We start from the raw sequence: 18,916 nt of genomic DNA, 5'->3' as shown, positions 1-18,916 counted from the left end.
AGGGCTCTCAGCAGCGGCCGGGGCGCGCGTAGAGGGTGACGCGCGCGCCCTGGCCGCTCCAGGACCGGCACTTCTCGAAGCGGCTCGTGATGACGTCCCACTTGACGGTCTCCCGCTCGATCCGGTCGTCCGTCCTGCCCGAGGGATCGGTGACGAGCACGATCCGCGGCTCCGCGCGCATACGACCGCGGATGACGTCGGCGGGAACCTCCGTGCCGTACAGGGTGTCCGAGGCGACCGGGCTCCGGTCCAGGGCGATGTCCCGCAGCTCCCGGACGGCTCCGGGCGCGGCCAGGGACCACACTCTGCGGCGCAGCGGCATGTACACCACGGCGTCGCCCTCCCCACCGACGGCGCGGATGGCGTGCGCGGCGGCGATGGAGTCGTCGAGACGGCCCGCCGGCGTACGCAGGTTCAGCGCGACGGGAAACAACGCGGCGAGAGCCGCGCCGGCCGTGACCACCGCCACGGCGACGAGCCCTCGGCCGCCGGACAGGGCCCGGTCGAGCAACGCCCCGACGAGAAGGGCGACACCGGCCATGCCGTACATGACGTAGCGCTCCGTGAACAGCGGCTTGAGCGGGGCGAGCAGCATGAGCAGCGAGACGGGTACGACGAGCAGGGCCAGGGCCGGGCGGACGAGAGCGGGCCACCGCCCCTCCTCACCCGGTGCCGACATCCTGTGCAATACGGCACAGCACACCCCGAGGGCGCACAGCCCGGCGGCACCGGCGTACGCGCCCGCGTCGAAGTGCAGCCAATCCACTTGCGCCTGCTGCCGCTGACTCAGCGCGACCAGCGGAGCCACTCCCACGACCACGCCCCCGGCAGCCGCGGCCCACGCCCGACGTGCCGCGCCAGGCACCGTCACCGCGTGCGCGGGCAGGGCGAACACCGCGAACTCGTGGAGGAGGCAGGCGAGCAGCATCAGCGCGCCGTAACCGCACCACAGCCGCCGCGTACGCCGCCCGCGCCGCCCGCGCGGTGCCTGGACCGCGACCACCAGGAGATACGTCGCCCAGACGACCAGCGCGCACACCATCGCGTACGAACGCCCCTCCTGCGCCTGACGCTGCACCGACGGCAGCACCGCGAAGACGACCCCGGCGAGCAGCCCCGCCCGGGGCCCGGCGAGTCGCCGCCCGAGCAGTGCCACGCCGACAGTCGCCGCTCCCATGGCGAGGACCGAGGGGACGCGCAGTACGAGCAGCGGGTCGGCGTCGTGGAAGAGCCGGAAGAGCTGGGAGAGCCGGAAGAGCCCGTGCATGAGCAGGTAGTAGAGGCCGTGGACGGCGTCCGCGTTCCCCAGTGTCTGCCAGAGGTCGGTCGGGGCGCGGTGGGCGACGTCGTACGTCACCACCTCGTCCCGCCACATGCTGCCCTGGCGGCGCAGCCCCCAGAAGCCGAGCGCCAGGGTCAGGAGCAGACCGGGCGCGACGGTGGAGCGCGGGCGGCTGCGCGAGGGGGCGGGCGGGGTGGACCCGCCGAGAGGATTGGAGGAGGCGGACTCGACGTACTGATCGGATTCGGTGGCGATGGTGGCTCCCCGTGCGTGCGCTGCGGAACGAATGGCTGACTGCTCCGGGGCCCACTGGGTGGGCGCCGGAAAGGCCGAGTTCAGCGGGCCGGGGATTGATGGGCAGCCCTGTTCCGGCGCGCCGATCAATTGCTAGCGTGGCCCTGACCTTGAGCGGGGGGACGCGAGGGAGGGGCGGGGCGCGGTGGGGCGTCGTGAGAAGCCGCTGGAGCCGACGGCGGGCCCGGTGCAGCGCTTCGCGTACGACCTGCGCAAGCTCCGCGTCGACGCGGGCAGCCCCACGTACCGCGCGATGGCGCAGCGCGTCCCCTACTCCGCGCCCACCCTCTCCGCGGCCGCCGCGGGCACCCGGCTGCCCTCCCTCCCCGTGTTGCGCGCCTACGTGTCGGTCTGCGAGGGCGATGCCGACGCGTGGGAGCGGCGCTGGTACGAGACGGTCGCGGAGGACGCCGTACGCGTCCCGGACGACGGGGAGTCGCCCTACCCCGGGCTCGCCCGCTTCGGCGCCGACGACCGGGCCCGCTTCCACGGCCGCGACGACCTGGTCGCCGAACTGGCGGGCCTCATCGGGCGCCGGCGGGTGGCGGTGGTGATCGGGGCCTCGGGCAGCGGCAAGTCGTCGCTGCTGCGCGCCGGACTGATCCCGGCGTTACGGGAGTCGGCGGGCCCCGCGCGGCCCGCCGCGATCCGCGTCCTCACACCGGGCGCCCGCCCTGCCCGCACGCACCGCGACCTGTTCACCCCGGCGGACGGGCTCGCCGACACCCTTCTCGTCGTGGACCAGTTCGAGGAGGTTTTCTCGCTCTGCCACGACGCGGACGAACGGGACGCGTTCCTCGCCCTTCTGCTCACCGCACGCGAACCGGAGAGCCGCCTCCGGGTCGTCCTCGCCGTACGCGCCGACTTCTACGGCCGCTGCGCCGAGCACGGCCCTCTCGCGGAAGCGCTCGGCGACGCGAACCTCCTCGTCGGCCCGATGCCGCCGAACCGGCTGCGCGAGGCCGTCGTGCGACCGGCGGCGGCCGAAGGGCTCGTCGTGGAACGGGCGTTGACCGCGAAGATCGTCGCCGACTGCGCCGGCGAGCCGGGCGGCCTGCCGCTCATGGCGCACGCGCTGCGCGAGGTGTGGCGGCGGCGCAGCGGAAAGACGCTGACAGAAGCGGCGTACGACGCGATCGGGGGTGTGCGCGGCGCCGTCGCGCACACCGCCGAGGACGTGTACGGGCGCCTGGACGAGACGGAGGCCGCGACGGCGCGGTCGCTGCTGCTGCGGATGGTGACACCGGGCGACGGCACGCAGGACACGCGACGCCCCGTCGACCGGGCTGAGCTGTCGGCCGGCTGCGACGCGGTTCTGGAACGCCTCGTCGCGGCCCGCCTCTTGACGGTTGACGGTGCGGCGGTCGACGGCGCGGCGGTCGACGACGCGGCGATTGACGGCACAGCGGTTGACAGCACGGTGGTCGACCTCGCCCACGAGGCGCTGCTCACCGCGTGGCCACGGCTGCGCGGCTGGATCGACGCGGACCGGGAGCGGCTGCGGCTGCACCGGGCGCTGACGGAGGCGGCGCGCGGGTGGGAGGAGCTGAGGCGGGACCCCGGGGCGCTGTACCGGGGGACGCGGCTGACGCAGGCGAGGGTGGCCTTCGCCGGGGCGGACGGGCACGCCTCGGCCGGGCGATGGGAACTGACGCTCGGGGAGCGGGAGTTCCTCGACGCATCCGTCGACGCGCACGAGCAAGGCGTACGTTCCCGAAGCCGCGCCGTGCGCAGGACCCGCGCCCTCCTGTCCGCGCTCGCCGTGCTGCTCTGCCTCGCGGCGGTCGCCGGCGCCGTCGCCTGGCAGCAGAACCGCGACGGTCAGCGCAAGCGCGACGAGGCGGAAGCGCGTCGCATCGTCGGGGTCGCCCGGACGCTGCGCACATCGGATCCGGTCACCTCGATGCGGCTGAGCGTGGCGGCCTGGCGGATCGCGGACCTGCCGGAGACACGGGAGGCGGTGCGCGGCGCGGCGGCGCAGCGGGAGCTGGCCGCGCTCTCCGGCGCGGATGGCGGCGATGTCCCGAACGCGCCACGCGTCCTCAGCGCCGACGGCCGCGTCCTGACAGCCGTGGCGCGGGACCGCGTCACGCAGTGGGATCTGCGCCGTGGCCGCCGCATCGGCGTGCGGGAGGTGCCCGGCGTCCACACCGGGTACACGGACGTCAGCGATGACGGGAACATGATCGCGTACCGAGGTGAGCGACGCGGGTTCGTGGTGTGGGATCTGCGCCGGGGGCGACCGGTCGGAAAGGCGTTCGGGGCGGCCGGGCGGTGGGATGCGGACGGGCGGTTCGGGCCCGGTGGGCGGACGTTCGTCATCCGTCAGAGGGGGCGCGGGCACACCGTCGTACAGGTCTGGGACGTGCGGAGGCGGCGACTGCTCCATGAGACCGGCGCACGCCACGAAGAAGGGCCGTTCCCTCGGGTGAGCCCGGACGACCGGCTTCTCGCGACCTGCGCGGAGGACGGTGGCGGGCTGATCGTGGAGGAGGTGGCCGGCGGGCGGCGGCTGCCCGTCACCTGGTCCAAGCGGTTCGGCAGACAGGCCTGTGGAAGCGACGGGTTCGCGTTCACCCCGGACAGCCGTGGGCTGGCCGTCGCGGCCGAGGGCGGCATCCGGACCCGGGAGCTGGAGCCGGGACGGGAGCGACCCCGCATCAAACTGCCGGGTGCGGGTGCGGGTGCGGGTGCGGGTGCGGGTGCGGGTGCCGGTGCCAGTGCCTACGTAGACGTGGACGTGGACGTACACGTGGACTTCAGCGAGGACGGCGCCCTCGCCGTCACGATGGCGGACGGGAAGATCGCGCTGTGGGCGACCGCGTCCCCTGCCGCCCCCCTGCTCACCCACCCCCTGGACAACGACAGCGCCACCGACGCCCGCGTCGACGCGGCCGACGGTGTGATCCGTTACCAGGCCGGACAGACCGTACGCACGCTCGACGTACGCGAGGCGCTGTCGGCCGAGCGACTGGAGCAGCCGCTCGGGTCCGCACGGTTCAGCCCGGACGGGCGCACCCTCGCCGCCACGCAGCGGCGCGGCGACGGCCGGCGCTTCCAGCTGCGGAGGGCACGCGGAGGCGGGGTGAGCGACTGGCTGCCGGGCAGCGTGTGCGCGGACTGCGCGGGCGGCATGGCGTTCTCCAAGGACGGTGGCAGGCTCGTGTACGGGGCGGGTGACGACCGTGGAACGACCGTGCGGCAGTGGAGCCTCACGCGGGGGAGGGATGTGGGGCGGGCCGCCACCGTGCCGGTGCTGACGCAGAGCATGGCCGTCCCCGTCCCCGTCCCCGCCTCCGACGAAGGCCCCGTCGTCCTCTCGGGGGCGCCGGTCACCGCGCGGGACAACGATGACTGGCAGGTCGAGGTCTGGAAGGTGGGCAGGGGCAGGCGGGGAGAACGCACGGGAGAGCCCACGGGAGAGCGCAGGGGAGAACGTACGGGAGAGCGCATGCGCGCCCTGCACCGGCCCACCGCCGGGTTGGCCAACGCCTTGGCGCCCGACGGACGGACCCTCCTCACGGGGGACGGCGTCCTCGTCGACGTGCGGACGGGACGCTCATCGCGGGTGCTGCGGGGCGAGGACGATGTGGTCGCCGTGGCCTTCAGCCCCGACGGCCGCCATCTCGCTGCCGCCGACGACGACGGCCGGATCACCCTCTGGAACGCTCGCGGCACCCGCGCCCTCGGCGTGCTCGCCGCCGGCTCCTGGGACGCGGGCGACGACGGCGCCGTACCCGTCCTGGCCTTCTCCGCCGACGGCCGCCACCTCGCGGCCGGCGCCGCCGACGGCACCGTCCGTGTCTGGGAGACGGAGACGCCCCGCCTCGCGGGCGCCGCGTACCCGGCGGCGGACGGGCCGGTCCTCGCCGTCGGCTTCGCCGGAAACGAGGTGCGCGTCGCCACGCCGCACATCGCGAGCCGCCGCCTCCTCGTCGACCCGGGCCGCGCCGCCCGGGACGTATGTGAACGGGTGCGGGGCGGACTCGGGCGCGAGGCGTGGCACACGTATCTGCCGAACACCGCTTACCGGGAGACCTGTTGACGTTACCTTTCAGGCGGCGGGCGGTAACACCGATCAAGGCCGGAAGGGAAGCCGTACGTGAGTGAGTTGATGCGCTGGGAGTCCGACCAGGGCCCCGTCGTGGTCGAGGTGGACTCCAGTGACCCTGGGTTCCGGTCGGTGTCGCGGCGCGGGGACGGCGGTGAGGTGCATGAGGTCGAGGGGCGGTTCGAGTCGGCGTTGGGGCATGTGCGCGGTGCCGCGCTGTCCGCGCTGCGGACCTTTCGGGAGGGCGCGCTCGACCCCGACGCGATCGAGCTGGAATTCGGCGTCAAGCTCACCGCCGCCGCCGGTGCCGTCATCGCCAAGACGGCGACCGAGGGGCATCTGACCGTCCGGCTGACCTGGTCGCGCGCGGCTCCGGCGCAGGGCGCGCCACCGGCGGACGTACCGGCGCAAGCGTCGTCGGCACGGCAGGACGCGCAAGGCGAATAACGGCGGGCATGCACTGGCGTGCCCGCATCGGCACGGTCGACGGCGTACCCCGAGGCGCGGGCGTCCTGGTCGACGGCGCGCGGCTGATCACCTGTGCCCACGTCGTCGAAGGGCTGAGCGAGGTCCGCGTGACGCTGCCCGGCGTCGAGCTGACCAAGCCGCTGTCGGTGCCGGTCCCGGTGCCGGTGTCGCCGTGCGTGTTCGCGCCACTCGATCTGCTGCGCCCGCGCGAGGGACGGAGCGCGTCCGAGCATCCGGGACTCCGGTCCGTCGCAGCGCGGTTGGCCCGCCTGCGCTGACCCCGGAGGGCCGGCGCGGGCGGGCCGGAACGACGCGGGCTCAGGGGCTTACGCCTCGTCGAACGTCGCCGGGTCCGGGCCGAGGCGACGGTCCTCGTTGAGGGCGGAGATCGCCGCCACGTCCTCGGGGTCCAGCGCGAAGCCGAAGACGTCGATGTTCTCCTTGATCCGCGACGGCGTCACGGACTTCGGGATCACGACGTTGCCGAGCTGGATGTGCCAGCGCAGAACCACCTGCGCGGGCGTGCGCCCGTGCTTCTGCGCGATCGCGATGATCGCCGGAACCTCCAGGAGCCCCTTGCCCTGGCCCAGCGGCGACCACGCCTCGGTGGTGATGCCCTGCTCGGCGTGGAACTCGCGGGCGGCGCGCTGCTGGAGGTGCGGGTGCAGCTCGATCTGGTTGACGGCGGGGATGACCGACGTCTCGGAGATCAGCCGCTCCAGGTGCTCAGGCAGGAAGTTCGACACGCCGATGGACTTGGCGCGGCCATCGGCCTGGATCTTCTCGAAGGCCTTGTACGTGTCGACGTAGGCGTCCTTGGACGGCAGCGGCCAGTGGATCAGGTACAGGTCCACATAGTCGAGACCCAGCCTCTCCAGCGAGGTGTCGAAGGCGCGCAGCGCCGAGTCGTGGCCATGGTCGCCGTTCCAGAGCTTCGTCGTGACGAACAGCTCCTCGCGGGCCACGCCCGAGGCGGCGATGGCCTTGCCCGTGCCCTCTTCGTTGCCGTAGATCGCCGCGGTGTCGATACTGCGGTACCCGGCCTCCAGGGCCGTCGTGACGGCCGCCTCGGCCTCGTCGTCCGGCACCTGCCAGACGCCGTAACCGAGCTGGGGCATCTCGACGCCGTTGTTCAGGATGATCGGGGGGACCTTGCTCACGAGCTCTCGATCCTTTAAGTCGTCGGGTGGTACTCCCATGGTCAACGATCAGGGGCCGCGCCGCATTCCTGGGCCTGCGCCGCGTTCCCGACCGCCATTTGGCCGGATATCCCGGCGACACGGAGGCCAGAACGGTCCGGACCATTGACGGTGTTCCGTCATGCCGCAACTCTAGGACACGGCACTGAACGCGGAACACTCATGTGAACACTACAAGTATCCGCGTCCTGAACCTGAAACGTCCTGAAACCCCCACCTCTTCAGGAAGGCAGCGTCATGCCCACCTCCATGCCCTCGCCCACGATCGCGCCCGCCCCCGAGGCGGCGCACGCCCCGGCCCAGCCGGACTCCGCCGAGGAGGCCAGCGGCTGGCAGACCCCCACGTACGCCGTCGTCGACACCGCCCTCGAAGTCACCGCCTACCGCCTCGCCGACCGGTAGACCCGTCGCCATGCTGCTGCAGGTGCTCGGCACCGCGGCGGGCGGCGGGCTGCCCCAGTGGAACTGCGCGTGCCCCGGCTGCACCGGGGCGCGCGCCCACCCGGAACGCCGCCGCCGGCACGCCGCCCTCGCCGTCCGCACGGGCGACAACCACTGGTACCTCGTCAACGCCACCCCCGACCTCGGCGACCAGATCGAAGCCGCCCCCGCACTCCACCCCGGCGCGGGATCCGACCCGCGGCACACCCCCGTCGCCGGGATCGTCCTCACCGACGCCGAACTCGACCACACCCTCGGCCTCACCCGGCTGCGCGAGGCCCGCGACGGCGTCGACATCATCGCCACCTCGCCCGTACGCGACGCGGTCCGCGCAGGTCTGCGGCTCGACGCCCTCCTGGAGCCCTACACCCGCGTACGGTGGCAGGAACTCACCACCGATCCCGGGCTGCGCCTGCACGGTGGCGCCGGGATCCACGTAGCCGCCGTACCCGTTTCCGCCAAGCGCCCGCGGTACGCCGCCGGAACCGGCCCCGACGCCGGCACCTGGTCGGTCGCGCTGCGCCTGACCGACCCCGCCACCGGCCGGACCGCCCTCTACGCCCCGGCCCTCGCCGTCTGGAGCGACGCCTTCCACGCGGCCGCCCAGGACGCCGACTGCGTCATCGTCGACGGCACCTTCTGGGACGACGACGAACCGTCGCGCGCCGGATTCTCCACCCGCACCGCCACCGCGATGGGACACCTCCCCATCGCCGGCCCCACCGGAACCGCACGCCGCCTGGCCCAGCTCCCCGGCCGCTGCCTCTACACCCACCTCAACAACACCAACCCCCTCGGCGACCCCCACGCCGACCAGCACAAACACCTCGCCGAGTGGGGCCTGGAAGTCGCCGCCGAGGGGATGGAGATCGCGCTGTGACGACGACCACGGTCCCCATGGCGCAAGCGCGCCCCTGGAACCCCGACGAACTCACCGAACGGCTGCGCGCCGTCTCCGCCGACCGCTACCACGACCGGCACCCCTTCAACGTACGCATGCACGAAGGCACCCTCACCCGCGACGAGCTGCACCGCTGGATCGCCAACCGGTTCCACTACCAGCGGCACATCCCCGTCAAGGACGCCCTGATCCTCGCCAAGTTCGACGACCCCGCCCTCCGCCGCGGCTGGCTGCGCAGAATCCAGGACCACGACGGGGAACGGGACGGCACGGGCGGCATCGAACGCTGGCTGCGGCTCGGCGAAGCGGCCGGCATCGACAGGACACAACTCCTCGACCGGGGACGGGTGTTGCCCGGCGTTCGGCTCGCCGTCGACGGGTACGTCAACTTCTGCCGGCTCAGCCCCGCCCTCGACGCCGTCGCCGCGTCCCTCACCGAACTCTCCGCGCCCGATCTGATGCGGACCAGGATCGCCGCCTTCGAGAAGCACTACCCGTGGATCGACGCGGACGGCCTGGCCTACTTCCGCACGCGCGTCGGGCAGGGCGGCCGCGACGGGCGCGAGGCGCTCGGCCTCGTCCTCGCGTGGGCGCGCACCCGCGAGGAACAGGAGCGGGCCGTCGCCGCCCTCGCGTTCAAATGCGACGTGCTGTGGTCACTGCTCGACGCCGTCGACCTCGGGGCCGGAGGCCCGACATGACCGCCCACGACGCCGTCGTACGTGACGCTGTCGTGCGTGATGCCGTACGTGACACATGGCGCCCCGCGCTCGCCCGCTCCGTACTGCTCCGCCACGACCGGGTGCGCGGCGTAGACCTCCTGGTACTGCCTGAGCGCGTCGTCGTTCTGCGGGGCGCCGCCGGCGGCATCGTGGGCCTGTGTGACGGCGAGCGCGATGTCGCCGCGATCGTCGCGGAGCTGGCGCGTCGGCATCCTGATGCGCCCGTCGGCAAGGAAGTGCCAGCTTTTCTCGGGCGGTTGAGGGCGGAGGGATGGCTGCGATGACCCCCGCCCCCGACCTCGCCCCCGACCCACCCTGGGCCCTCCTCGCCGAACTCACCCACGGCTGCCCCCTGCGCTGCGCCTACTGTTCCAACCCCACCCAACTCACGGCGCGCGCAGAAGAGTTGACGGGCGCGCAATGGGGGGACGTACTGCGTCAGGCCGCCGATCTCGGCGTCGTGCAGACCCATCTGTCCGGCGGTGAGCCGCTGCTGCGCCGCGATCTCACGGAGATCGTCGCCGCCGCCGACGCCGCGGGAATCCACACGCAGCTCGTGACCAGCGGCGTCGGCCTGCACCGCGAGCGGCTCGGCCGTCTCCTCGACGCGGGGCTGCGCAGCGTCCAGCTCTCCGTGCAGCACGCCGATCCGCAGGCCGCGGGGCGCATCGCGGGTGCGCGGGCGTTCACCGCGAAGGAGCGGGCGGCGCGTCTCGTGCGGGCGGCGGGGCTGCCGCTCGGTCTCAACGCCGTCCTGCACCGCGCCAACCTCGACGCACTCGACGGCCTCGTGGAACTCGGCCTCAGCTGGGGCGCCGACCGCGTCGAGCTGGCCAACACGCAGTTCTACGGCTGGGCGCTGCGCAACCGCGACGCCCTGCTGCCGGACCGCGCCCAGGTGGCCCGGGCCCGCGAACGCGTCGAGCGGTGGCGGGAGCGGCTCGCAGGGCGCATGGAACTGGTGTGGGTGGCGCCCGACTACGTCGACGGCGTCGCCAAGCCCTGCATGGGCGGCTGGGGCGCGGTGTCGCTCACCGTCGCCCCCGACGGCACGGTACTGCCCTGCCCCGCCGCCGCCGAACTCCTCGGCCCGGCCGCCCCGAACGTCCGCGATCACCGACTCGGCTGGATCTGGCGGGAGTCCGACGCCTTCAACCGCTACCGCGGCGAGGCGTGGATGAGCGATCCCTGCCGCGGCTGCGAGCTGCGTACGGCCGACTTCGGGGGCTGCCGCTGCCAGGCGTACGCCCTGACCGGCGACGCCACCCGCACCGACCCCGCCTGCCACCGCTCGCCCGACCACGGGGTGGTCCGCGCCCTGGTCGACGCGGTCGGCCACGCCCGTGGCGGTGAGCCGCCCGCTTACGTCTACCGCGCCGACGTGCCGTAACCCCGCGCGCCACGCCCTCCCACCCCTCGACTCGACAGAGATGGAGAACCGGCATCGTGGCAAGAACTCTCTTCACCGCTCTGGCCGCCGCAGGCGCCGTCACCGCGGCCTCACTCGCTTTTGCCGGTGAACCCGGTGAACCCGGTGGACCCGGTGGATCCGGGGAGCCCGGTGCGGCCACCCCCATCTCCACCGGCTGGACCATCCCCTGGGGCACCTCCTGGCTGCCCGACGGTTCGGCCGCCCTGGTCACCGAACGCGACGACTTCCGCGTGTGGCGGGTCTCGAAGGACGGCAAGGAGAAGCAGCGGCTCGGCACCGTCCCCGAGTCGCAGACCACCGGCGGCGAGGGCGGGGTGATGGGCGTAGCCGTCGACCCCGACTGGGCGGCCAATCACTACGTGTACGTGATGCACACCTCGACCGAGGGCAACCGCATCGCCCGTATGACGTACGACGGCACGACCCTGTCCGGCTACAAACCGCTGCTCAAGGGCATCAAGAAGAACAGGTACCACAACGGCGGACGCCTGGCCTTCGGCCCCGACGGCTACCTCTACGCCACCACCGGCGACGCCCAGGACAAGCCCCTCGCGCAGGACAAGAACTCCCTCAACGGCAAGATCCTGCGCCTGACGAAGGACGGCGGGCCCGCGCCAGGCAACCCCTTCGGCACCCACGTCTACAGCATGGGGCACCGCAACCCGCAGGGCATCGCCTTCGACGCCCAAGGGCGGCTCTGGGAGGCCGAGTTGGGAGAGAACAGGAAGGACGAGCTCAACCTCGTCAAAGCGGGCGAGAACTACGGCTGGCCGACGTGCGAAGGCGTCTGCGGCGTCCCGGGCATGACCAACCCCAAGAAGACCTGGAACGTCGCCGAGGCGTCCCCGAGCGGGGTCGCGATCGTCGACGGCGCGGTCTACGTGGCGGCGATGAGGGGCCAGCGCCTGTGGCGCATACCGATCAGCGCCGACAACGAGGACGTCGGGACGGCGAAGGCGTACTACGTCGGCCAACTCGGCCGTCTGCGCTCCGTCACCGCTGTGCCCGGCGCCAAGGAGCTGTGGCTCTCCACCACCAACGCCGACGCCAACGGCGGGCAGCCCGCCGGCTCGGACAGGATCTTCCGCGTGCCGATCGGCTAGGCGGGAGCGGTCCCGAGGTAGGCGTCCCGCACCTTCGGGTCGGCGCGTACCTCCGACGCCGTGCCCTCGGCGAGTACGCGGCCCAGGTCGAGCACGACGACGCGGGCGCAGAGCTCCATGACGAACGCGACGTTGTGCTCGACGAGGAGTACCGCACAGCCCTGTTCATCCGCGAGATGACGGATGACGGATGTCAGATGACCGATTTCGTCCTCTGTCATTCCGGCGGCGGGCTCGTCCAGGAGCAGCACCGCGGGCGGGTCCGCGACCGCCCGCGCCAGCTCCACCATCCGGGCCCGCCCGACCGGCAGGGCCCCCGCGTACTGCCCGGCGAGCGCGTCGAGGCCGCACTCGCGCAGCACGGCGGCGGCCCGTTCGCGCCGTCTGACCTCGTACGCGCGCCGGGTCGGCGAGGCCAGCAGGTCGGCCACGAATCCGCCGCCCCCGCCCCGCCACTCCTGCGCGACGACCAGATTGTCGGCGACGGTGAGCTGACCGAAGAGCTGCTGCCGCTGGAAGGTGCGGCGCATCCCGTGGCGGGCGCGCCATACCGGCGAGCGGCGGGTGATGTCGGTGCCGCCGAGCAGCACCCGGCCCCGGTCGGGCCTGCGGATGCCGGACAGGACGTCGAACAGGGTCGTCTTTCCCGCCCCGTTGGGCCCGATGAGCCCGCAGATCTCGCCGGGGCGGACGGCCAGGTCCACCCCGTCGAGGGCGCGGACACCGCCGAAGCGGACGCCGGCACCCACGGCTTCGAGCGCATGTTCCTTCATGGTGACCGCCGCCCCGCTTCCTCGGGTCTCTCCCCGCCCGCCGCCATGCCCAGATACGCCTCCGTGAGCCGGTCCGCCCGCACCTCGGAACGCGGGCCGCACCAGGAGACACGCCCCTGCGCCAGATACGCCACCGTGTCGGCGACCCCGAGGATCTCCGCCGCCTTCTCCTCCACGAGCAGCAACCCCACGCCACTGCCCCGGAGTTCCACGAGGAGACGGAACACGTCGTCGACGACGCGCGGCGCGAGACCGAGCGACGGCTCGTCGGCGATCAGTACCCTCGGCGGGCGCTGGAGGAGCGGTGCGAGCGCGAGCAGCTGCTGCTCGCCGCCGGACAGCGAGCCCGCGGCGACCTTGCGGCGTGCGGCGAGACCGGCGAACCGTTCGTAGACGGCGTCGCGGGCGTCCCGGTCCGGCAGGCGCAGGGCGAGGTTCTCCTCGATGGTGAGCGAGGGGAAGATGCCCCGGCCCTCGGGGGCGAGGAGCACCCCGGACCGCGAGCGGTGGACGGCGCCTTCGTGGGTGGCGTCGCGCCCCGCCACGTACACCCGGCCCGCCGTGGGCCGGATCAGCCCGGCCGCGGCGCGGCACGTCGTGGACTTCCCTGCACCGTTGGGACCGAGCAGGGCGACGATCTCGCCGGGGTGGACGGCGAGGTCCACTCCGTGCAGGACCGGGGCGCCGTCATATCCGGCGTGCAGCCCGTGCAGGGAGAGGGCGGTGCCGGGAGTCCCAGTATGGAGCCCGTCCGGCGATCGAGGGCGAGCCCGAAGGGCGATATCGGGTGGCCGGGCGGCGGAGCCCCTGGCACGCATCCTCCTGCGACGAACCCGCACGGACACCGCCGCGCAGTACCCGTCCGGGTCGTTGGCGAGCGCCAGCCCCGCGAGGCCGAAGAGGATCACCGGCAGCTGCGTGGACTCCGTCACGTACTCCGCCACCAGATGCGGCACGATCGCGAAGACGAGCCCCGCCACCACCGCGAACTGCGCCCGCCGCACGCCCGCCGCGACCACCACCGCCAGCCAGATCAGGCCGGTCATCGCGGTGAAGTCGGTGGCGGTGACGCGGGTGTTGTACGACGCGTACATCACTCCGCCGAAGCCCGCGAGCCCGGCGGAGAGGGTGAACAGGAGCAGCTTCGTGCGTACCACGGACACGCCTGACGCCATGGCCGCCGCCGGAGCGGACCGCACCGCCAGCATGGCCCGCCCCGACGGCGAGTTCCGCAGCGCGCCGAGCGCGGCGACCGCCGCCGTGACGAGGACGACCATGGCGACGCCCATGGCGCGGTCGTCCGAGAGGTCGACGGGGCCGAGGACGGGCCGGGGGATCTCCCAGCCCGTGTCGCCGTTGCGCAGCCACCCCATCTGGAAGAGGACCTGATCGGCGAGGAAGGCGAGGGCAAGGGTCGCGAGGGCCAGGGAGCGCCCGCCGAGCCGCAGCGCGGGCAGCGCCACGAGGGCGCCGAGCAGCGCCGCCGCGCACGTCCCGGCCAGCGCCGCCCCGGCGAACGGCCACCCGTGGCTCACCAGCAGCCCGGCCACCAGCGCGGCGCCCGTCACGAAGGTGGCCTGCGCCAGCGACACCATCGCGCCGAGGCCCGTCACCACGGTGAAGGAGATGAAGACGAGGGAAATGGCGAGGCCCTGCGCGAGGATGCCGCTCCAGAAGGGGGTGGTCACCGTATAGAAGGAGAGGGCCAGCAGGGCCGCCGCCACCGCCCAGGGCGCCCATCTGCGCGCCCATGACCGGCCGGCGAGGTAGTCGACCGGCGGCGCGTCCACCGCGGCCGTGCCCGCCGTCCGCTGTCGCCGCGTCAGCAGGAGCAGCCCGGCGAACAGGATCAGGAAGGGTACGGCCGTACGGAAGCCGGTGATCTTCTCGGCGAAGTCGGCATATCCGGCGACGAGGTTCTGCAGCACGCCGAGCCCGAGCCCGCCCGCGAAGGCCAGCGGGATCGACAGGAAGCGCCCGAGCACGGCCGCCGTCGCCGAGACGAAGAGGAAGAGGGTGAAGTCGTGCGAGGAGAGGCCGAGCAGGGGTGTCGCGAGGACGCCCGCGAGGCCCGCCAGGCCCGACGACAGCATCCACGCCACCGAGGAGAGGCGGTCCGCGCTCATGCCGCGCAGCTCCACGAGCGAACGGTTGTCGACGGCGGCCCGCAGCCTGAGCCCGAGCGGGGTGTGCCGCATCAGGATCCAGAGGCCGACGGCGACCACCGCCGTGGCGGCCCAGGTGATCAGCTGGTCGGAGTCGACGCCGACACCGTCCATCAGCTGCCAGGACTCCGCGGGGCTGGGCCCGACGCCGGGCAGGCCGAACTGGTTCTCGGCCGGCACCACCGAGGCCCCCGCGTCCGCCAGCAGCTCCACCACCCACAGGCCGAGCGCGGGCAGCGCGACGAGCAGGCCGATCGTCGCGACGATCTGCGCGGTCTCGCCGACCCGCGCCAGTTTGCGGAACATCACCCGGTCGAGCCCCCAGCCGAGCGCGGGGGCGACGACGCAGACCAGGAGGAGCGCGGTCGGCACGGCGGGCCAGCCGAAGCCGGAGTGCAGTTCGTGGAAGGCGAGCGCGCAGAGGTAGGCGGTGGCGCCGTGTGCGAAGTTGAAGAGCCCGGAGGCGGAGTAGGACAGGACGAGCCCCGTCGCGAGGAGGGCGTACAGCGCGCCCGAGACGAGTCCGCTCAGCACGAATCCCAGCAGGTCCGACATGGCGGCCCGCCCTTATGTGAAGGGGATGGGTTCGTAGCACTTGAACGGCGCCGACACCTCGTACGCGCCGTCCTTGAGGTGGACGAGCGCGCCGCACCCGAACGACTCCTTCCGCCCCTTGGGCCAGCTGCGGTCGCCGACCAGGGTGCCGGTGTCGGAGTAGCCGTCCGCCGCCCGCTGGAAGGAGTCGACGGTCAGGTCCTCGCCCGCCTTCCCGGCGATGGCGAGGAAGAGGTCGGCGGACATGTAGCCGGTCATCATGTGCATGTTGAGCGGTACGCCCTTGCCCGCCGTCCTCCTGATGTCCGCCTTGAACCGCCGCATGTCGGCGCTGTCCTGTTCGAACGGCTGGAAGGTCAGCAGGACATGCACGCCGTCGAGGGCCTTACGCGTCGCTCTCTTGGCGAGCAGGCCGGGATCGTAGTCGGTGGGGTCGGTGAGGAGACCCTTGAAGCCGGTGCGCTTGAGGGCCGTGAACAGGCCGATGTTGTACGGGGTCTGCATCACGGAGACGACCGCGTCCGGCGCCTTCCCGCCGTCGGAGCGCAGGATCTCCTTGGTGTACGCCGACCAGTCGCTGGGCACGGAGGTGGCGGGGACGGTCGACTTGGCGTACGTCACCTTGTAGCCGGCGGCGGCGAAGCTCTGCTTGTAGGTGCGGATGGCGAAGGTGCCCGCGTCGTTGTCGTTGGCGAGGATCGCCACGGTCCTGCCCTTCGAGCCGCCCATGACCTTCTTCAGGCCCTCCGGCCAGCTCTGTGTGATGGTGCCGCCGGGCATCGGCACCATGCAGCCGCCGAAGCCGTACAGGTGACTGGGGCCGCAGAAGGGCGGGATGGTGCCCCAGCCGAACGTGGGGACCTTCTGCTTCTGCAGGAAGTCGGCGCCGGAAAAGGTGACCGAGCTCATCGGCACGACCGCGAACACCTTGTCCCGCTGGACGAGTTCGCGGGCCGCGGCGAGGTTCTTGCCGGGGTCCTGCCCGTCGTCCCGCGCGCCCAGGTAGTCGATCTTCCGCCCGTGCACACCGCCTTCGGCGTTGGCGCGGTCGAAGCGGGCCTCGGCGCCGAGATCGGTGTCCTTCTTGCTGTAGCCGCTGGCGGTCGTCATGGAGACGATGCCGCCCACCTTGATGGAGTCGTCGGTGACTCCACGTACGGAACCACTCCCGTCCTCGCCCGAACCTCCGCTGCTGGAGGCGGAGTTGCAGCCGGTGACGAGCAGCAGGGCCGCCACGGTGGTGGCACTGATGATGCGGATCGATCGCGACACGGTCGAGCCCCCTGACGTCGGAGTGGGGCTGATTCTGTGCGGGACCTGACGAACCGTCAATAACCAGCGCACCCGTGTCAGACCCGATACAGCGCCTCGACCTCGGCCGAGTAGGCGTCCTCGATGGCCTTCCGCTTGAGCTTGAGCGAGGGCGTGAGCAGCCCCTGCTCCTCGGAGAACTGATGCGCCAGGATCCGGAACGTACGAATGGACTCCGCCTGGGAGACAAGCGTGTTCGCGGCGACGACGGCCCGCCGGACCTCCGTCTCCAGATCCGGATCCCGCACCAGCTCACCGGCGGGAAGAAGCGGCTTGCGGCGCATGGTGAACCAGTGCTCCACGGCCTCCGCGTCCAGTGTGACGAGCGCCGCGATGTAGGGACGGTCGTTGCCGACGACGATGCACTGCGCGACCAGCGGATGGTCACGCACCCGCTCCTCCAGTTGGGCCGGCGAGACGCTCTTGCCGCCGGAGGTCACCAGGATCTCCTTCTTGCGCCCGGTGATCGTCAGATAGCCGTCCTCGTCGAGCGAGCCCAGGTCGCCGGTGGCGAGCCAGCCGTCGCGCAGCGTCGCGTCGGTGGCCCCCGGGTCGTTGAGGTAGCCCTGGAAGATGTTGCCACCGCGCAGCCAGATCTCACCGTCCTCGGCGATGTGCACCGTCGTCCCCGGGATCGGCTGGCCGACCGTGCCGTAGCGGGTGCGCTCGGGCGGATTGGCGGTCGCGGCGGCCGTCGACTCGGTCAGCCCGTACCCCTCGTAGATCGTCACGCCCGCGCCCGCGAAGAACAGGCCCAGCCGCCGGTCCATGCCCGAGCCGCCCGACATCGCGTGCCGCACCCGGCCGCCCATCGCCTCGCGCACCTTGGAGTAGACGAGCTTGTCGAAGAGCTGGTGCTGCATGCGCAGCCCCGCCGACGGGCCGGGCCCCGACCCGAGGGCCTTGGCCTCCACCGCGTCCGCGTACCGCACCGCGCACTCGACGGCCTTGTCGAACGGGCCCGCCCTGCCCTCCTTCTCCGCCTTGCGCCGCGCCGCGTTGAAGACCTTCTCGAAGATGTAGGGCACGGCCAGGATGAACGAGGGCCGGAACGCGGCCAGGTCCGGCAGCAGTGCCGCCGCGTTGAGGTTCGGCTGGTGCCCCATCTTCACGCGGCCGCGCACCGCCGCGACCTGCACCATGCGGCCGAAGACGTGCGCCAGCGGCAGGAACAGCAGCGTGGTGGCCTCGTCGCCGCGCTTGGAGTGGAAGACCGGCTCCCAGCGGGCGACCATCACATCCGCCTCGAACATGAAGTTCTCGTGGGAGATCAGACAGCCCTTGGGCCGGCCCGTGGTGCCGGAGGTGTAGATGATCGTGGCGATCGAGTCCGGGGTGACGGCGCGGCGGTGGCGCTGCACCACCTCGTCGTCGATCTCCTGCCCCGCGCGGGTCAGTTCGCTCACGGCGTCGGCGTCCAGCTGCCACAGCCGGCGCAGCTGCGGCAGACGGTCGATGACCGAGCCGATCGTCATCGCGTGGTCCTCGTGCTCGACCATCGCGGCGCTGACCCGCGCGTCGTGCAGCATCCAGAAGACCTGGTCGGCCGAGGAGGTCGGATAGACCGGCACGACCTGGGCGCCGATGGTCCACAGCGCGAAGTCGAAGAGCGTCCACTCGTAGCGGGTGCGGGACATGATGGCGACGCGGTCACCGAACCGTACGCCCTGCGCGATCAGGCCCTTCGCCAGAGCCAGCACCTCGTCACGGAACTCGCCCGCGCTGACGTCGTGCCACCGCCCGTCGGTCTTGCGGCCGAGTGCGATGCGCGTCGGGTCCTCGAGGGCATGGTCGAAAACGGCGTCGGCAAGGCCGCCCACCAGTGGCGCCGACGCCATCGGAGGGTTCGTGAACTCGCGCAATGATGCTCCTTGTGGCGCTCCGCACAGCGCCGTGACCGTACCCCACGCCGCGCCCCTCCGGGAGAGGGCCGATGCGACGGCGGTATGGACCATCAGCGCTGGTCAGCCGGTGGAAATACGGCCACAAGGGGAAGGGCCGGACAGAACTACTTACGCTGGAGTAAGTTTCGGTGGCGTAATCTCCACCGAATCTGTACGCGGTGTGCAGACATGCGCCAACCTCTTCCGGGATGGGAGCTGTTCCTTCAGCGACCGCTCTACGGGCCGAGCTCGACCTCGAACTCGCCGGCCTCCAGGATCGCCTTGACGGCGGTGAGGTAGCGGGCGGCGTCGGCGCCGTCCACCAGGCGGTGGTCG

General features: G+C 72.5%; 16 protein-coding genes. 9 read left to right on the top strand and 7 right to left on the bottom strand.

Translation table 11 applies throughout. The annotated features are described in order from the left end of the window. Window positions 1-7: 7 nt before the first annotated feature. A complete protein-coding gene (locus ACWDZ7_RS13390) occupies window positions 8-1,666 on the bottom strand; it encodes a glycosyltransferase family 39 protein (protein ID WP_451796814.1) in 1,659 nt (552 codons plus the stop codon). 55 nt (window positions 1,667-1,721) lie between these two features. On the opposite strand from ACWDZ7_RS13390, the gene ACWDZ7_RS13385 reads away from it, so the two are divergent. Genes ACWDZ7_RS13385 through ACWDZ7_RS13375 form a run of 3 tightly spaced genes read left to right on the top strand, consistent with a single transcriptional unit; the run spans window position 1,722 to window position 6,373 of the window. Then, entirely contained in the window at window positions 1,722-5,621 is a 3,900-nt protein-coding gene (locus ACWDZ7_RS13385) for an nSTAND1 domain-containing NTPase (protein WP_451796813.1), read from the top strand. Between the two features lie 57 nt (window positions 5,622-5,678). Then, window positions 5,679-6,074 (top strand): CU044_2847 family protein, encoded by a 396-nt coding sequence (locus ACWDZ7_RS13380; protein ID WP_451796812.1) that lies wholly within the window; start codon window positions 5,679-5,681, stop codon window positions 6,072-6,074. Between the two features lie 8 nt (window positions 6,075-6,082). Then, window positions 6,083-6,373, top strand: coding sequence for a hypothetical protein (locus ACWDZ7_RS13375; protein WP_451796811.1), 291 nt, complete (start codon window positions 6,083-6,085; stop codon window positions 6,371-6,373). 48 nt (window positions 6,374-6,421) lie between these two features. On the opposite strand, the gene ACWDZ7_RS13370 is transcribed toward ACWDZ7_RS13375, so the two are convergent. Next, entirely contained in the window at window positions 6,422-7,294 is an 873-nt protein-coding gene (locus ACWDZ7_RS13370; RefSeq protein WP_451796810.1) for an aldo/keto reductase, read from the bottom strand. A 237-nt stretch (window positions 7,295-7,531) separates the two neighbouring features. Here ACWDZ7_RS13370 and pqqA point away from each other — a divergent pair, with 237 nt between their 5' ends. From pqqA to ACWDZ7_RS13340, 6 genes are read left to right on the top strand one after another with little or no spacing between them, the layout of a single operon-like run. Continuing rightward, window positions 7,532-7,696 (top strand): pyrroloquinoline quinone precursor peptide PqqA, encoded by a 165-nt coding sequence (gene pqqA / locus ACWDZ7_RS13365; RefSeq protein WP_451796809.1) that lies wholly within the window; start codon window positions 7,532-7,534, stop codon window positions 7,694-7,696. Between the two features lie 10 nt (window positions 7,697-7,706). Further along, the gene (gene pqqB, locus ACWDZ7_RS13360; protein WP_451796808.1) at window positions 7,707-8,615 is read left to right on the top strand and encodes a pyrroloquinoline quinone biosynthesis protein PqqB; all 909 of its coding nucleotides are present in this window, start codon (window positions 7,707-7,709) and stop codon (window positions 8,613-8,615) included. Further along, the gene (gene pqqC, locus ACWDZ7_RS13355) at window positions 8,612-9,337 is read left to right on the top strand and encodes a pyrroloquinoline-quinone synthase PqqC (RefSeq protein WP_451796807.1); all 726 of its coding nucleotides are present in this window, start codon (window positions 8,612-8,614) and stop codon (window positions 9,335-9,337) included. The genes pqqB and pqqC overlap by 4 nt, the downstream gene beginning before the upstream one ends. Next, complete coding sequence (pqqD, locus tag ACWDZ7_RS13350; protein WP_451796806.1) at window positions 9,334-9,642, top strand: pyrroloquinoline quinone biosynthesis peptide chaperone PqqD; 309 nt, start codon at window positions 9,334-9,336, stop codon at window positions 9,640-9,642. The genes pqqC and pqqD overlap by 4 nt, the downstream gene beginning before the upstream one ends. Further along, entirely contained in the window at window positions 9,639-10,748 is a 1,110-nt protein-coding gene (gene pqqE, locus ACWDZ7_RS13345) for a pyrroloquinoline quinone biosynthesis protein PqqE (protein WP_451796805.1), read from the top strand. Before pqqD ends, pqqE begins: the two co-directional genes overlap by 4 nt. 56 nt (window positions 10,749-10,804) lie before the next feature. Continuing rightward, entirely contained in the window at window positions 10,805-11,893 is a 1,089-nt protein-coding gene (locus tag ACWDZ7_RS13340; RefSeq protein WP_451796804.1) for a PQQ-dependent sugar dehydrogenase, read from the top strand. Here ACWDZ7_RS13340 and ACWDZ7_RS13335 read toward each other — a convergent pair. The 5 genes from ACWDZ7_RS13335 to ACWDZ7_RS13315 all read right to left on the bottom strand — a co-directional run. Further along, on the bottom strand, window positions 11,890-12,666 hold the full coding sequence (locus ACWDZ7_RS13335; RefSeq protein ID WP_451796803.1) for an ABC transporter ATP-binding protein: 777 nt from the start codon (window positions 12,664-12,666) through the stop codon (window positions 11,890-11,892). The two genes, ACWDZ7_RS13340 and ACWDZ7_RS13335, sit on opposite strands and share 4 nt — an antisense overlap. Continuing rightward, window positions 12,663-15,386, bottom strand: a complete 2,724-nt coding sequence (locus ACWDZ7_RS13330; RefSeq protein ID WP_451796802.1) for an ABC transporter permease subunit — start codon at window positions 15,384-15,386, stop codon at window positions 12,663-12,665. The genes ACWDZ7_RS13335 and ACWDZ7_RS13330 overlap by 4 nt, the downstream gene beginning before the upstream one ends. A gap of 12 nt (window positions 15,387-15,398) precedes the next feature. After that, window positions 15,399-16,658: an ABC transporter substrate-binding protein gene (locus ACWDZ7_RS13325; protein ID WP_451796801.1), complete on the bottom strand. Its 1,260-nt coding sequence runs from the start codon at window positions 16,656-16,658 to the stop codon at window positions 15,399-15,401. Window positions 16,659-16,735: 77 nt separating this feature from the next. Then, on the bottom strand, window positions 16,736-18,559 hold the full coding sequence (locus ACWDZ7_RS13320) for an AMP-dependent synthetase/ligase (RefSeq protein WP_451796800.1): 1,824 nt from the start codon (window positions 18,557-18,559) through the stop codon (window positions 16,736-16,738). 257 nt (window positions 18,560-18,816) lie between these two features. Continuing rightward, a partial coding sequence (locus ACWDZ7_RS13315; protein WP_359649864.1) for a 2-oxo acid dehydrogenase subunit E2 occupies window positions 18,817-18,916 on the bottom strand: 100 nt, incomplete at its 5' end.

Source organism: Streptomyces sp. NPDC003032, assembly GCF_053591415.1.
Note: the sequence above shows the minus strand (reverse complement) of the source record. Positions and strands in the feature narration are given on the sequence as shown.